Here is a 16,171-nt window from a genome sequence, read left to right as displayed (position 1 = left end):
ATGTTCATTAATTTGCGAGGCCGTTCAAGGCCCGAGCCCGGGCACGAACGGGTAGCAGGCTCGCAGGCCTGAAGCGATGTACTTCTCGACGGAAGACACCGACACCTTCAACTCGGTGGCAATGTCACGGTGGCCCATGCCATGCAACTTGCACAGCAGCAGCGCCTGGCGAGTCTTGGCCGGTTTGCTGTGCAATGCGTCATCGATCTGCGTCAGCGTTTCAGTCACCAGGGCGCGTCGCTCTTCTGAAGGCGCGAGAGGTTCGGCCTGCAACTTGAGCGCCTCCAGATGGCAGGCCTCAAGACGGCGGCGGCGATACAGGTCGATCACCATGCCTTTGGCGATTTGGGTCAGGTGGCAGCGAGAATCCTCGGTGGAGGGCACCCGGCCCTTCTTGATCAGATTGAGATAGACATCGTGGGCCAGATCGGCGGCATCGACCGAGTTGCCCAGCTTGCGGCGCAACAGGCTGCACAGCCAACTGTGGTGGTCGACATACAGCTTTTCAAATTGCTGCCTGGACGCGAACGCTCCGTTGTCCACAACACCTCTCCTGAGACGATGACATCCGCGATCAATTTTTGACTAATGCGAATAGGTATGATTATTATTTAATATCATACGGCGTTCATAGAGCCCCTGCAATGCGACCTGCTTGCACCTTCTCTGACGCCCGGACTCCTGGGCGTTACAGCAGACCGAGGATCGGTCTGTCGGCACTTCGTGCCATCTCTACTTCTTACTGTTCAGTTTGATAAGGCGGGAAATTTCCATGATGGAACTCAATCCAGATTCGTTACCGAAACTGTCTGTCTCAGGTGACGAAGAGCATTTCTGGCTCTTGCAGCAGCAATACCCCGAACGTACGCTCAAACATTTCAGCGCCTGGCGGTTCGACGCCGACATCGACCTTTCAAGGCTCGAGCGGGCGATCAAGACTGTCATCGAAACACTGCCCGATCTGAATGCACGCTATCAGTTCAACGACGACGGCGAAGTGCACAAAGTGCACGCCAATGACTGGCAGTCTTGCGTTGAAATCATGCGCTCACACTCCGACGTTGAAGCCACCGAGCAGTTGCTCTCGCAGCAAACGGCACCATGGGATGCGCAAAGCCAGCCGCCGTTCAAGGCACTGATTATTCAAACCGGGCACGACGTTATCCTCGGCTTCGTACTCCACCAGATCCTCGACCAGACCTGCCGGGAAGACAACCTGTATTGCCGGGTCTTGAGCGCCTATGTAGGCCACTCGGCCAGCGACACGCCCTGGTTGCGCCGCCAGGCGGATGGCGAAGTTCTATCGCCACCGGCCAGTGCGCCCAGCACCCTGCCTGCGGCCAACAACAGCGAAGTCGCGACGATTATTCTTGGCGAGTTCCGCGGTGCCCTGGCAGAACCCGAGATGCAACTCACCGATGACTTCTTTGATTTTGGCGGTCATTCGCTGCTGGCCACCCGCATCATTGGCAAGCTGTTGAGCAGCCATGGCATTGAAGTCCAGTTCAATGACTTTTTCAGCGCGCCGTCGGCAGCCGCCCTGGCATCGCGCGCCCACGTCATTGCTCAAGACAAGACCGCTTCTGCTACGGGCCTGGCGCAAGACGTGCAAAAAGCACCTTTCGCCCTGGCCCAGGCCTCTCTCGGACGGGCTTACGTGGCCTTTGAGTTCGGCACGATTTTCAACCTGCCCTTTGCCCTGGACTTCCTCGACAAGGTGGATGAAGCGCTGTTCGAGCAGGCCTTCTGCGACCTGCTGAAACGCCACGCCAGCCTGCGCTCAACCTTCCACTTCGAGAACAATGACGCGTACCAGCAGATCGTGCCGATCACGCAACTGTCCGACTACAAGTGGTTCTGGCCAAGCCATGAAAGCCAGGGTGCGACGCTGAAAAGCGAAGCCACTTATCAGTTCGACCTGACCCGCGAACTGCCCCTCAGGGTGCGCTTCATTTACGACGCGCAACGCCAGCGCCAAACCCTGTCATTGCTGGTGCATCACATGGCGATTGATGAATGGTCGCTCAACGTCATGATGGAAGAATTGGCTCAGGCCTACCTTGCCCGTGCCGCCGACAAAGCGCCCACCTGGGAAACGCCTGCACCGTCATTCCATGAGTTCGCCTTGCGTGAACAGGCCACCGGCATCAATCAGCAGCATCTCGACTACTGGACGAGCATGCTGCGCGATGCCACCCGCGGCCTGACACTGCCCTCCCCTGACCATCACGCCAGCGTGCCAGCCAAAGAGGTGTCGACGAAAGCGCAGTGGTTCGAAATCAAACCTGACCAGGACCTTACCGATAGCCTGTACGCCTTCGCCAGACGGAATAACTCGTCGTTGTTCGGCGTGGTCTATACGGCCATTGCGCTGTCCCTGCATAAGCTCGGTGACTTGAAGGACCTGGTGATCGGCACGTCCGCCTCCGGCCGAACCGACCCCGGGTTTTACGAGACAGTGGGTTACTTCACCACGATGGTGGCGCACCGCGTGCAGTTCGATCCCCGGCAGGCCGTTGGCGCACTGATTGAAAACGTCACCCGCTTGATCAATGACTCCATGGCTTACGCCGATGTACCGATGGAGCAGATCCAACAAGCCCTGGGCATGACGGCGGCAGACGGCCTGCTGTTCGACGTGTACATCCAGATTCACGCCAACAACGCCTTGAATGGCGCCTTGAGCACGCCCGATGCCGGGACGATCCGCTATCGGCAGATTGACCCGGACAAGAACCAGTCGATGTTCGGCATTCAGTTCGAGATCATGGAGAACATGATCGACGGCAAGCGCTCACTGCGCCTGGTCATCACTTACCGTTCGGACCGCTACAGCGCAGAACAGATGGCGCGCCTCAGTGCGACGATTGATCAGGTGTTCGCGTTGTTCACGACGCCCGATGCAGCCAGCATCGTCCTGGACCATATCCGCACATAACCCTCCGATCAGGGTCTTGGTAACGCTACCAAGACCCTGCACATCGACTCTACGCCTCATGCATCCCGTAGCGCTGGAACGATGAGCGCTTGGGCAAGCGGTAGTGCGGTCGGCCGAGTAACTGGTTGGCAATCGTCGCATTGCGAATGGCCGCAATCCCCAGGTCCGGCGAACCAACGCCATGCTGGAAGATCTCCGCGTTCTGCACAAAGATACGGCCCGTGCCGGCATCACAGCGGCGCGCCGTGAAATCCTCCTGGACGATACAGTCACCGTATTCATCGGTTTCGAGTACGACGCCCTTGAGCCTTTCAAACCACTGCGGCCAGGCATGCCCATAACCGGTGGCTGCGACAATGGCATCGGCTTCGAGGGTGCTGGTCTGGTCCAGTTCACGGTGCCGGTAGGCGATTCGCAGCGTGCCGTTGATATCCTCCACGGTCTCGACCTCGCAATTGGAAAGCAACGTCAGGCCTGGATCCGCGCCGCCAATCGAGCGTTCGTAGATCAGGTCGTAGATGTCAGCGATGGTCGAAAAACTGATGCCCTTGTACAACAACCCCTGCCCCGCAACGATGTCGCGTCGGCGCTCCCTCGGAATACTGTGGAAGTACTCCATGTAGGACGGTGTAAAACACTCCTGTCCCAGTTTCGAATACTCCATGGGATGGAAACCCGGCGAGCGTGTGATCCAGCGAATCGAAGCCCCCGCCGCGATCCGCTCGGGTGTCAGCTCGTTGAACAATGCCAACACGCATTCCGCCGCACTTTGGCCGGAACCAATAACCGTGACCCGTTGGCATTTCGACAACTGTTCCTGGCGCTTGCCAAACTCCGCCGAATGCATGACCGGCGCGGTGCTCTTGACCTGCGCCCACTGAGGCAGCAGCGGCACAGTGCCGACGCCAATCGCCAGGTCTCGACTGTAATAATGACGTTTGAAGCCTGACACTGACTGGCTTTCAATCAGGAATCGGTCAGCGCTGGCGTCATACGTCACATCACAGATGTCCTCGCCGAAATGGCAGGCTGGCAGCTGCTGCGACGCCCAGCGACAGTAATGGTCGTACTCGCGGCGAGGCACCTGAAAGTTCTCGTAGTAATAGAACGGGTACAGGCGATCGTGCTGATGCAGGTAGTTCAGATAACTCAGTTGATGCGTGGGGTCCGCCATCGTCACCAGGTCCGCCAGAAACGGAACCTGGAGTGTGGTGCCGGGCAACAGAAGCCCTTCGTGCCAGCGAAACTCCGCCTTGCGGTCCAGGAAAATACCAGTCACGCCAGGATGCTTGGACAGTAACGCGGCCAATCCCAGATTAAAGGGGCCTATGCCAACGCCGGCAATATCAACATTGGGTATATCCATCATCCGATCCATCTCCCTAAGCACTGTTGTTTGGTTAGCAGCGAGCACGCCCTCAGGCGTGCCACTGCGTTCATATCAAAATCCATGACAGGCTCATGAACCCTCGGCCATGAGCAGGCGTTCAACGTCTTGTGCATTGCGGCAGCGCAGGAGTTGCCCCGGTGAAAGAAGCACCGAAAAATCCTCCTGGACCCGTGCCGAGATCGCCTTCAAATGCTGGGGACGCAGCCCCAGGCTGATGAAGTCCACCGCGTCATTCGCGCCGTCCGCCAGCGGGCGCCCCAGTACGCTCAAGTAGATATCCAGCACCTTGTTGCGCGAGGTCGACTGGATCATCGCGACAGGTTCAGCTGCGTCATTTGCCGGAGCCGTAAGCAGGCTGCGGGCCCGCTGGCGATCAGGCTTGCCGTTTTGCGACAGCGGTAATTCGTCCACCTTCAGGAACCGCGTGGGCACATGGGAGTGCGGCAGGTGCTGGCGGGCGTAGTTGCGTAGCTCGGACGCGGTCAACTCTGCGCCACCCTGCTGACTGACATACAGCGCACCGATGCAGACTTCGCCCTGGCGCTGCTCGCCATAATCCACGACCAATACGTGCCTGACCGACGGGTGATTGATCAGTTCTATCTCGATGTCCGGGAGCGATACCCGCACACCGCGAACTTTCACGTAGCCGTTGACCCGACTGTCGAAGATCAAGGTACCGTCGCGACGGTAGCGCCCGCAGTCGCCGGTACGGAAGGCCCGAACGGCTTGGCCATGTTCATCACCTACGGTCACGAATTCGCTTTGTGTCAGCTCACCGTTTTCGAGGTACCCCAGCGCAAGATTGACGCCCGCCGTGTGAATTCGGCCAACAACGCCCGCCGGGCAATGCTCACCTCGTGGGTCAAGGACGAAGTAGCTGTTACCCGGCAGCGGCCTTCCATAGGGAATCAGCGCACGGTCATCCGCCTCGATGTCGTGCCAGATGCTCCAGATGGTGGTTTCCGTCGGCCCACCCAGGGAAATCAACCGAGATGACGGCAACAGCTCACGCAACTCGGCAATCACGGCCGGCTTGATGTAATCACCGCCCTGGGCAATCAGACGCAGGCTCTTCAGGTCATGGCTGGTGCGACAAGAAAGGAGCATCTCCAGAATGGCAGGCACCGAACACCACAACGTCACCTGATGCCGGGCAATCAACTGGTTCCAGCGCACCGCGTCCTTTTCCTCGCCCACACCGGGAAGCACCAGTGTCGCCCCCGCCGTCAGGCATCCCAAGACGTCAAACACCGACATGTCATGGTGAAGCGGGGTGACGGACATGAACACATCACGTTCGGTCACGGCCCAGTGTTCAAGGGTGCTGCCGATGACATTGGCAGTGGCTCGGTTGCTCAGGACCACGCATTTGGGCTTGCCGGTGGTGCCCGAGGTGTAGAGGTAGTAGGCCGGGGCGTCGCTGAACGACAGGTCATCCAGTGCGGGTGGAACCTGGGCTTGCACCGCCAATAGTTCATCCGGCGTTGCCGATGGAGGTTCGAGAGACTCACGTTGGGCAGTCACCACCAGATCGGGCCGGCAGTTTTCCAGCAGGTAATGCAACCGCTCGGCTGGCGCTGACGCGTCGATGGGGACCCAGATCACGCCTGTCAGCGCGCAGGCCAATGTCACCATCGTGTGCTCCGGGCTGCGAGGCAGGCAGATGGCGACGACTTGTCCACGAGACAGCCCGCGCGTTTTCAATGCAGCGATGATGCGGCACACACTGTCGCCAAGTTCGGCATAGCTGATTTGCCGATCACCGCTGACAAGGGCGACCCTGGTGTGGGTGCGGTCAAAGATGTGGGTCGCGATCCGCCCGAGAAAGCCTTCGCGGCACGCATCAGCGACCTGGCTATTGAGCCGGTAGTGACTCTTTTCGATGATCGCCGGTGCATCAATGGCAAAAACACCGCTTTCCGTAACCTGGCTGATCGCCTTTTCGATTGCGCTCAAGACATCGCTGACCACCGCCGGATCCAGCACTGCGCGCGCATAGTCGATATCGAACACCAACGCGCCGTCGGCGTTGGCCGAGAAGCGAATATCCATCGCCACCTGTGGCGTCTGGGTCAGCCCGCCACACAGGCTCATGGTGCTGTCCGCTGCCGAGACCGGCCAGGAAAAACCGTTGGTAATCACCACGGGAAGCACCGGGCCCGGGCCGTGGGATTCGAACAGCAAACGAGCAAGGTCCACCCCCGAAAAGGTCAGGTGCTGCAGCCCTTCCAGTACATCCACTTGCAGCTTGGCGGCCCGCTCGGCAAAGCCCTCTGGATCGGCGCTCCAATTGACCGCAATAAAGCTTGAGCGATTGGCAAAGGCACCGCTCGTTTGCGGAGCAACCGGTACCGCAACACACAAACCACCCTCATCGAGCCAGTGCGACAGCACTTCCAGCACCAGCGCCATCAACGTGGTGTTCTTGAACAGCCGCTGCCGTGCACCCAGCTTGCAGAACGCACCGAACGCCGCTTTGGGCACCAACAGACTCTGTCGCTCATAGCGGGAGGCACCCACCTGATCCAGTGGAGTGATCCATGGCAGACGTGGCGCACCGCTGACCGCAGCGAGCTTGGCCTTCCAATAGGTGGAATCGGTCTTGCGTTGACTGACGAAATCTTCTGGCTCGGATGCAACCTGCGTGAACGGTTCCTCGCCCGTTGCACCGTCGAACAACTCGACCATAAGGGTGGCGATCGATCGTCCATCGAGGATCAATGCATCAAGGCGTACAAAGACACTCAATTGACCTTCCGCAAGCCGGAAGACCGTGACATTCCAGGGCGAACGATCCAGCTCGAACAAGGCATGCGCATAGGCCTCGCGGCGCTCTTCAACATAGCTGAGCGCCGCTTCTGGCGACAGGGCCGTGAGGTCGACTTCCTCCAGGTTTATCTGCACCTCATCGCTGACAAACTGCACGAGCTTCTGCGCATCGATCCGTGTTCTCAGGCTTTCGTGGCGCTGTACCATCTCGGCCAAACGGCTTCGCAGCAGAGCCGGATCCATAGCGCCGCGGTACTCGCGAAACTCTTGCATGGCCACGCCACCCAGCGGCATCTGCGCGCTGCGTCCAAGCAAATAGGCCTGCTGGAGGGCGGTCAGTGGCTTCTCGACAACTGCTGGTTGAGAAAGCGGCTGGTCCAGGACAGCGGAGCAGACAGCCACCTCACGCACCAGCGCCACGAAACGGTCGAAAAAGTCCGATACCCAGGCTCGCGGCAGCGCATCCAGACGGATATCCCAATTGATCAAGATGCCGCCGTCGGCGCAGGCAATCTGCGCGTCGAGCGCAACCTGAGGTCCTTGGGAAATCACCCAGTTCATTGGGCCCAATACGCGCCGCACGCGCTCAGAAAGAAGGTCTGCGCCCGGCATATCCAACGCGGCGGTAAAGACCACGGGAGCCAGCTGTGGCGACCCATGATGGCGAGACAGATCGCGCATCAGGTTCACCCCCGGATAGGCGCAATGTTCGAGCAATTCGATCATCTTGCCTGCCAGTTGCGTGCACAACTTGGCCGGGCTCTGGGCCGCCTCGACATCGAGAATCAGTACGTTGGCAAAATCGCCGACGATTCGCTCAACCTCACCCACCAGCGGCGGGCGCCAGAAGGTCGGGACATTGAGACGAAATCTCCTGTCTCCTGTTTGCGCACCGAGGACTGCTGCAAACAAACCCATCATCAGGGTGGACAGGGTCACTCTGCGTTCACGGGCGAGGCGTTGTAACGCCTGACGCTCCTGCGGGCCAAGCCATGTGCTTAATCGGTCGCTATGCGCTTGATCCGGCTGGGTCTCGAGAAAAGGCAAGGTCGGCGCCGGCGCGATGTCAGCCAGACGCTCACGCCACCAGAGACGGTCCCGATCGCGGGCCGTTTTGAGCGCGGTATCGGTACGCGCTTTGTCATACCAGTCGAAGAAAGATGGCGTATGTGGCAGCGGCGCGTCGGGGTACTCATAGAAGCGTGCGAGGTCTTCCATCAACGTGCGGAAACTCGAAGGGTCGATGGCGATCATGTCCGTATCGACGTGCAGGCGGAAGTCATCACCCGCCAGCAGACTCACGCACAACCGTGCACCTGGCCCCTGGCACAGATCAAGCTGCTGATGAGTCCATTCCTCACGTTTGCAGAGCAGGCGCTGCGTCACTTCCTGCTCATTCATCAAGCGTAAATCTTCGACCTCTAATGGCGGTGACTGGTCCATCGCAGCAATGGATTGCAGCCCTTCTGCATTCAGCCTGACCCGCAGCATTGGATGCAGCAGGCATACCCGTTCAAGTGCCTTGCGAAGCCGCTCGAGATCAATGGCATGACCATCGAACTCGGCATACAGATGAGCCGAAACTCTCCCTAAAGACGCATGAGCAGTGCGCCCGATCCAACAGGCGGCTTGCATTGAAGTTAACTCTCTCATGGCTCACTCATGTGATTGACAAATCTAAATGATTAGCGTCCCCTATTAGAAACGATAATGATTATATTTCAAGACTTAATTTTTTGATCGATAGGCCACGGAGGCTTCCCCCAAAATGAGAACGGGCACCCTAAGAACGAACGAGATGGATGAGGTGCAAGTCGTTGATGAAAAACAGAGTTTTTCATTCACATCCGGCGACCGCGAGTTAGCAGTCACCGGGATGCTGCAGAGAATCGAAACACCTGCCATTGGCGGCGATGACGCCAACAGCCTGTTCCAGAAAACGGTTGCGCAAGCCTTTGATCGAGCACGCAAAGCGGGCCAGAGCAACCCGATCATCGTCGGCGCCATCCCTTTCGATCCCGCTGAAGCCTCGTGCCTCTACATCCCTGAACACGCGCAGTGGCGAGCACGAAACACCCGCGCGCAGATCGGCGCAACAACACTGCCTGAGCTGATCGAGCAGAAAAACATCCCGGACGAGCAAGCCTTCAAGCGAGCGGTGGAACACGCCATCGTCAACTTCCGCCACAGCGACGTGCGCAAGGCCGTGCTCTCGGTGCAGCGAGAATTGGTGTTTGCCCAGGATGTAGATGTGAGCGCCATGCAGAACAACCTGCGGGCCCAGAACCCGAGCGGCTACCACTTCCGTGTGCCAATGCCCGATGGCACCACGCTGATCGGTGTCAGCCCCGAGTTGCTGGTTCGCAAGGAAGGCCTGAGCTTTCTGTCTAACCCTTTGGCAGGCTCGGCCAAACGCATGGCCGACCCGGAAGCCGACCGGCGCAATGCAGACTGGCTGTCAGCGTCGGAAAAAGATCACTACGAACACGGTTTCGTGACGCAAGACATCGTCAGTCAACTCGGGGAGCTGTGCACGCAGTTGAATGTGCCGCAACGCCCTTCCCTCATCAGTACGCCCGCACTCTGGCACCTCTCCACCCGCATCGAAGGCACGCTGGCAGATCCGACCGTCTCGGCCTTGCAGCTTGCCTGCCGCCTGCATCCCACGCCGGCCGTCTGCGGCTTCCCCACTGAGCGCGCCCGACGCCTGATTCGTTTCGTCGAACCCTTCGAGCGCGGACTGTTCACCGGCATGGTGGGTTGGTGCGATGCCCAGGGCAATGGCGAATGGGTCGTGACGATTCGCTGCGGCACCGTCAAGCGCAACCGTGTCCGCCTGTTCGCCGGCGCAGGCATCGTTGAAGCCTCAAGCCCCGACTCCGAATGGACGGAAGTCCAGACCAAACTCGGCACCATGCTGCGCGCATGCGGATTGGCCCACTAACTCGAATTTTCTCACGCGTGAACACTATGACTATTGAATTTAACCACTGGCCCCTGGACAGAGCACAACGCTATCGGGACAAAGGCTATTGGATCGACAAACCGCTCACACAGATCCTTCAGGTCCGCAGCCAGTCACAACCCCACGCACCCGCAATTATTTGCGGTGATCGCTGCTTCAGCTATGCCGAACTGGACCAACTGTCCTCCAACCTGGCCTCGCGACTCGCAGCCAGCGGGCTTGGCAAGGGCGATACGGCCTTGGTGCAGTTGCCCAACATCGCGGAGTTTTACATTGTCCTCTTCGCCCTGCTCAAAGCGGGAGTCGCGCCCCTCAACGCGCTTTACAGCCATCGAAAACTCGAGCTCAAAAGTTACGCCAAGCAAATCGAGCCAAGGCTACTGATTGCCTCCCGCGAGCATGAAGTCTTCCGTAGCGACAGCTATATCGACGACTTCAAGGAGGTCGGTTCAAATCCCGAAATCATCTTGCTGCTGGGCGAACAACGTCACGAAAACAACCTCGCTGACTGGATCAAAACGCCAAGCGAGAGCCGCGCGGACTTCTCCCCCACCGCAGCAGGCGAAGTGGCGTTGTTCCAACTGTCGGGCGGCAGCACGGGCACCCCCAAACTCATCCCGCGCACCCATAACGACTATCACTACAACGCCCGGGCGAGCGCCGAAATTTGCGAGCTCACATCACGGACGCGCTTCCTGTGCGCCCTGCCCGCCGCCCATAACTTCCTGCTCAGCTCCCCCGGAGCCCTCGGCGTTCTGTATGCCGGCGGTTGCATCGTCATGGCCCCCAGCCCGGAACCCTTGACCTGTTTTTCGATCATCCAGCGCCAAGAGATCAATACCGTAGCCTTGGTGCCAAGTGCAGTCGCCTTGTGGTTGCAGGCAGCGCCGGAGCATAAAGAACAACTGCAATCGCTGGAGTTCCTGCAGGTCGGCGGTGCCTGTTTTGCCGACTCGCTGGCGCGCCAGGTTCCCGGTGTGCTCGGCTGCAAGCTGCAACAGGTATTCGGCATGGCCGAAGGCCTGATCAACTACACCCGGGCGAACGACTCCGACGAGCAGATTTTTACCACCCAGGGCCGTCCGATCAGCCCCGACGACGAAATCAAAATTGTCGACGAACAAGGCATCCCCGTCCCGGACGGCGAGTCTGGCATGCTCGCCACGCGCGGCCCCTACACCTTTTGCGGCTACTACCGAAGCCCCGAGCAAAATGCCCAGGCGTTCGATGATGAGGGTTACTACTACTCCGGCGACCTCGTCCAACGCATGCCAACCGGCGACTTGCGGGTGGTCGGCAGGGTCAAGGACCAGATCAACCGTGGCGGTGAAAAAGTCGCCTCGGAGGAAATCGAAAACCTCATCGTCCTCCACCCGGATGTGACCCACGCCGGCCTGGTGGCCATGCCCGACGACAGGCTCGGAGAAAAGAGCTGTGCCTTCGTCGTCTCGCGCAATCCCAACCTGAAACCGCCTGCGCTGAGACGCCACTTGATGGAACTCGGCATCGCCGAATACAAACTGCCCGATCGCATCCGGCTCATCGAGAGCATGCCGCTGACGGCCGTGGGCAAGATCGACAAAAAGCATCTGCGTCAGCTCCTGGCGGCGGAAACCACCCGCGCCTGGTTGCAAACTCGCGTGCTGCAACTCGTCGAGGACTGCGAAGACCTGGACCCGGAGGAAAACCTGATTTTCTACGGTCTCGACTCCTTGCAAGTGATGAAGCTCGCCGCGGAACTCAAGGAGCGCGGTATCGCCGTCAGCTTCGAAGAACTGGCGGATTCGCCCACGCTCGCCAGTTGGTGGTCGCTGGTAGACACGAGGCAGAAAGCCGCCTGACCGGGCGGCTCCGCCAAGTCGATTTAAAAGGAGTTAGAAATGACTTTATCCACTGCCGACCAAAGCAGGCTTGAGCGCTTCTGGCAGCACTGCGTGACGAATCAGTACTTCAACATTGGATACCCCGAGTCAGCAGATTTTGATTATTCCCAACTGCATCGCTTCTTGCAGTTTTCGATCAACAATTGCGGGGACTGGAACGAATACAGCAACTACCTGCTGAACTCGTTCGACTTTGAAAAAGACGTCATGACGTACTTCGCCGAGCTGTTCAGCATTGCGCTCGAAGACAGCTGGGGCTACGTCACCAATGGGGGCACGGAAGGCAACATGTTTGGTTGCTACCTGGGGCGCGAACTGTTCCCGGACGGCACCCTGTATTATTCGAAAGACACCCATTACTCCGTGGCAAAGATCGTCAAATTACTGCGGATCAAATGCCGTGCGGTCGAGTCATTGCCCAATGGCGAAATCGACTACGACGACCTGATGGCGAAAATAGCCGCCGACCAGGAACGTCACCCCATCATTTTCGCCAACATCGGCACCACGATGTGCGGGGCCGTCGACAATATCGCGACCATCCAACAACGCCTGCAACAAGCAGGCATTGCCCGTCACGACTATTACCTGCACGCCGATGCGGCGCTGAGTGGGATGATCCTGCCCTTCGTCGATCACCCGCAGCCCTTCTCGTTTGCCGACGGCATCGACTCGATCTGCGTCTCCGGCCACAAGATGATCGGTTCGCCCATTCCTTGCGGAATCGTCGTGGCCAAACGCAAGAACGTCGCGCGCATCTCAGTGGAAGTGGACTATATCCGGGCCCATGACAAGACCATCAGTGGCTCCCGCAACGGTCATACCCCGCTGATGATGTGGGCAGCGCTGCGCAGCCACTCGCTGGCTGATTGGCGCCATCGGATCAAGCACAGCCTGGACACCGCGCAGTACGCCGTCGACCGGTTCCAGGCCTCGGGCATTGATGCCTGGCGCAACGAAAACTCGATCACCGTGGTGTTCCCCTGCCCGTCAGAGCGGATCGCGACGAAATACTGCCTGGCCACCTCCGGCCATACCGCACACCTGATCACCACGCCTCATCATCACGACAACAGCATGATCGACGCCTTGATCGACGAAGTGGCTGCCGAAGCTCAGCTGGAGGCCTGGCGATCCAAGCGAGCACCCGCCAAACAAGCGGCCGGCGAGCGACTGCCGGCGGCGTCATTCAACTTGCGCACTCACTATTGAAAGAGACACACACATGCCGCCACTGAAAGCGCCTGAAGCCTGCGAGAACCTCAACGACATTCGGGTGGGCATCGACTTTTTCGATCGCCAGATCCTCGACTCACTGCAAAAACGCCTGCGCTATGTGAAAGCAGCGGCGCAGTTCAAAGCCAACGAACAGGAGATTCCGGCGCCAGAACGGGTCGCGGCCATGCTTGAGGAGCGGCGTGAATGGGCGGTAGAGGCCGGGTTTGACGTGGCCTTCGTCGAGAAGCTCTACGAGCAGATCATTCACTGGAACATTCAGCAGCAGATTCTGCATTGGCGGGCCACCCATTCGGAGCAACCCCGGGCATAAATTCTCCGCTCGACTGACCCGATAAGGGCAACAGAAAGCCTGCATTGATGCAGGCTTTTTTATTGTCGGGCGCAACGACCTGGGAACGGGACCAGTCAGCGGCTACCACTGAAAGCGCAAGACTTCCAGCCGAAAAGCCGGATAATGGCGGCCAAATCGTTTAGCTCGTTATTCTGGTAATCGCGCATGGAAATCAAGGTCAACTTTCTCGACAATCTTCGACTTGAAGCCAAGTTCGATGACTTCACGGTGGTGGCCGATCAGCCTATCCGCTACAAGGGCGATGGCTCGGCACCGGGCCCGTTCGATTACTTTCTGGCGTCATCGGCCCTGTGCGCGGCTTACTTTGTGAAGTTGTACTGCGACACTCGCAATATCCCCACCGAAAACATCCGCCTGTCGCAGAACAACATTGTTGATCCGGAAAACCGCTACAACCAGATTTTCAAGATTCAGGTCGAATTGCCGGCCGATATTTGCGCCAAGGACCGCCAGGGTATTTTGCGCTCCATCGACCGCTGCACGGTGAAAAAAGTCGTGCAGACCGGGCCCGAGTTTGTGATCGAGGAAGTGGAAAACCTGGATGCCGATGCCCAGGCGTTGCTGATGCCAAACCTGGCTTCAGATGCGGGCACCTACATTTCGGGCAAGGACCTGCCGCTGGAGCAAACCATCGCCAACATGTCAGCCATTCTGGCGGGCCTGGGCATGAAGATTGAGATCGCTTCGTGGCGCAATATCGTGCCCAACGTGTGGTCGCTGCATATCCGCGATGCGCACTCGCCCATGTGCTTCACCAATGGCAAGGGCGCGACCAAGGAAGGCGCGCTGGCGTCGGCGCTGGGCGAGTTCATCGAGCGCCTGAACTGTAATTTCTTCTACAACGATCAGTTCTGGGGCGAAGAGATCGCCAACGCGGCGTTTGTGCATTACCCCAACGAGCGCTGGTTCCAGCCGGGCCCTAAAGACGAGCTGCCGCCGGAAATTCTCGACGAATACTGCCTGCATATTTACAACCGCGATGGCGAGCTGCGCGGCTCCCATCTGTACGACACCAACTCCGGCAATATCGAGCGCGGCATCTGTTCGCTGCCGTATGTGCGCCAGTCGGATGGCGCGGACGTGTATTTCCCTTCCAACCTGATCGAAAACCTGTTCCTCAGCAATGGCATGAGCGCCGGCAACACCCTGGCCGAAGCCCAGGTGCAATGCCTGTCGGAAATCTTCGAGCGCGCGGTAAAACGCGAAATCCTCGAAGGTGAAATGGCCCTGCCGGATGTGCCGCAGGACGTGCTGGCGAAATACCCCGGTATCCTGGCGGGCATTCAGGCCTTGGAAGAACAGGGCTTCCCGGTGCTGGTGAAGGATGCATCCCTGGGCGGCGAGTTCCCGGTGATGTGCGTCACCTTGATGAACCCCCGCACCGGCGGCGTATTTGCCTCGTTCGGGGCGCATCCGAGCCTTGAGGTTGCCGTGGAGCGCAGCCTGACGGAACTGCTGCAAGGCCGCAGTTTTGAAGGCCTGAACGACTTGCCGCAGCCGACCTTTGAAGGCCACGCGGTGACGGAGCCGAATAACTTTGTCGAGCACTTCATCGACTCCAGCGGTGTGGTGTCGTGGCGCTTCTTCAGTGCCAAATCCGATTACGAATTTGTCGAGTGGGACTTCTCAGGCCAAGGTGAAAACTCCAATGCCGAGGAAGCCGCGACCTTGTTCGGCATTCTCGAAAACATGGGCAAAGAAGCCTACATGGCGGTGTATGAACACCTGGGTGCACCCGCCTGCCGCATCCTCGTGCCGGACTACTCGGAAATCTATCCGCTGGACGATCTGATCTGGGACAACACCAACAAGGCGCTGTTTTTCCGTGAAGACATCTTGAACCTGCACAGCCTGAACAACGCCGAGCTGAAAGCACTGGTCAAGCGCCTGGAAGACAGTGAGCTGGACGACTACACCGATATCACCACCTTGATCGGCATTGAATTCGACGACAACACCGCCTGGGGCCAGCTGACGATCCTGGAACTGAAGCTGCTGATCTACCTCGCCTTGAAGAACGTCGAAGAGGCGAAAGAACGGGTGGAAATGTTCCTGCAGTACAACGACAACACGGTAGAGCGCGGGTTGTTCTACCAGGCCGTGAACGTGGTACTGGAAATGCAACTGGACGAAGACCTGGAACTGGCCGACTACGAGGTCAACTTCCGCCGGATGTTCGGCAACGAGCGAATGGACGCCGCGATAGGCTCAGTGGATGGCAACGTGCGCTTCTACGGTTTGACGCCGACGAGCATGAAGCTGGAAGGGCTCGACCGGCATCTGCGACTGATTGATAGCTATAAAAAGCTGCATATGATGCGGGCTAATCCAAAGCACTTTGGGTAATGCCGATCAGCTAAGGAATGGAGATCCAACAAGCGAAGCAGCTCCAGTGTGGGAGCTGTCGAGCCCCGGCGAGGCTGCGATGGCGTCAGTGCAGCCACCATTGTGTTGCCTGAACCACCGCTATCGCAGCCTCGCCGGGGCTCGACAGCTCCCACAGTTGATCTTCGCGGCCTTGAGCACTGCGCCCGCTTAACTGAACGGCATTACCCCAGGTGTTTTTTTGGCGTCTATCCAATCGTTTTGGTGATCTGCTGAAACCGAAACCTCCTCATATCGTTTAAAAAGT

General features: G+C 58.7%; 9 protein-coding genes. 6 read left to right on the top strand and 3 right to left on the bottom strand.

Going from position 1 to position 16,171, the window contains the following annotated elements:
- Positions 1 to 24: 24 nt before the first annotated feature.
- A complete protein-coding gene (locus tag GNF76_RS23905) occupies positions 25 to 543 on the bottom strand; it encodes a sigma-70 family RNA polymerase sigma factor (RefSeq protein WP_169355516.1) in 519 nt (172 codons plus the stop codon).
- A 229-nt stretch (positions 544 to 772) separates the two neighbouring features.
- Here GNF76_RS23905 and GNF76_RS23900 point away from each other — a divergent pair, with 229 nt between their 5' ends.
- Positions 773 to 2,938: a condensation domain-containing protein gene (locus tag GNF76_RS23900; RefSeq protein WP_155585545.1), complete on the top strand. Its 2,166-nt coding sequence runs from the start codon at positions 773 to 775 to the stop codon at positions 2,936 to 2,938.
- Positions 2,939 to 2,987: 49 nt separating this feature from the next.
- On the opposite strand, the gene basC is transcribed toward GNF76_RS23900, so the two are convergent.
- The gene (basC, locus tag GNF76_RS23895) at positions 2,988 to 4,304 is read right to left on the bottom strand and encodes a putative histamine N-monooxygenase (RefSeq protein ID WP_281354940.1); all 1,317 of its coding nucleotides are present in this window, start codon (positions 4,302 to 4,304) and stop codon (positions 2,988 to 2,990) included.
- 93 nt (positions 4,305 to 4,397) lie between these two features.
- Positions 4,398 to 8,735 (bottom strand): amino acid adenylation domain-containing protein, encoded by a 4,338-nt coding sequence (locus GNF76_RS23890; protein ID WP_246211974.1) that lies wholly within the window; start codon positions 8,733 to 8,735, stop codon positions 4,398 to 4,400.
- Between the two features lie 133 nt (positions 8,736 to 8,868).
- On the opposite strand from GNF76_RS23890, the gene GNF76_RS23885 reads away from it, so the two are divergent.
- The 5 genes from GNF76_RS23885 (at position 8,869) to GNF76_RS23865 (ending at position 15,885) form a co-directional block, all read left to right on the top strand.
- On the top strand, positions 8,869 to 10,044 hold the full coding sequence (locus GNF76_RS23885; RefSeq protein WP_178123529.1) for an isochorismate synthase: 1,176 nt from the start codon (positions 8,869 to 8,871) through the stop codon (positions 10,042 to 10,044).
- A gap of 26 nt (positions 10,045 to 10,070) precedes the next feature.
- Positions 10,071 to 11,906 carry a (2,3-dihydroxybenzoyl)adenylate synthase gene (locus GNF76_RS23880; RefSeq protein WP_155585541.1) on the top strand — a complete coding sequence of 612 codons (1,836 nt, stop codon included), beginning with the start codon at positions 10,071 to 10,073 and terminating at the stop codon, positions 11,904 to 11,906.
- A 39-nt stretch (positions 11,907 to 11,945) separates the two neighbouring features.
- Positions 11,946 to 13,160: a histidine decarboxylase gene (locus tag GNF76_RS23875; protein ID WP_155585540.1), complete on the top strand. Its 1,215-nt coding sequence runs from the start codon at positions 11,946 to 11,948 to the stop codon at positions 13,158 to 13,160.
- Between the two features lie 13 nt (positions 13,161 to 13,173).
- The gene (locus GNF76_RS23870) at positions 13,174 to 13,497 is read left to right on the top strand and encodes an isochorismate lyase (RefSeq protein WP_155585539.1); all 324 of its coding nucleotides are present in this window, start codon (positions 13,174 to 13,176) and stop codon (positions 13,495 to 13,497) included.
- 186 nt (positions 13,498 to 13,683) lie between these two features.
- Positions 13,684 to 15,885: an OsmC domain/YcaO domain-containing protein gene (locus GNF76_RS23865; RefSeq protein WP_155585538.1), complete on the top strand. Its 2,202-nt coding sequence runs from the start codon at positions 13,684 to 13,686 to the stop codon at positions 15,883 to 15,885.
- The last annotated feature ends 286 nt before the right edge of the window (positions 15,886 to 16,171 follow it).

The organism is Pseudomonas spelaei, assembly GCF_009724245.1.
In the GTDB taxonomy this organism is placed as follows: Bacteria; Pseudomonadota; Gammaproteobacteria; order Pseudomonadales; family Pseudomonadaceae; genus Aquipseudomonas; species Aquipseudomonas spelaei.
This window is presented reverse-complemented; position numbering and strand designations above follow the sequence as displayed.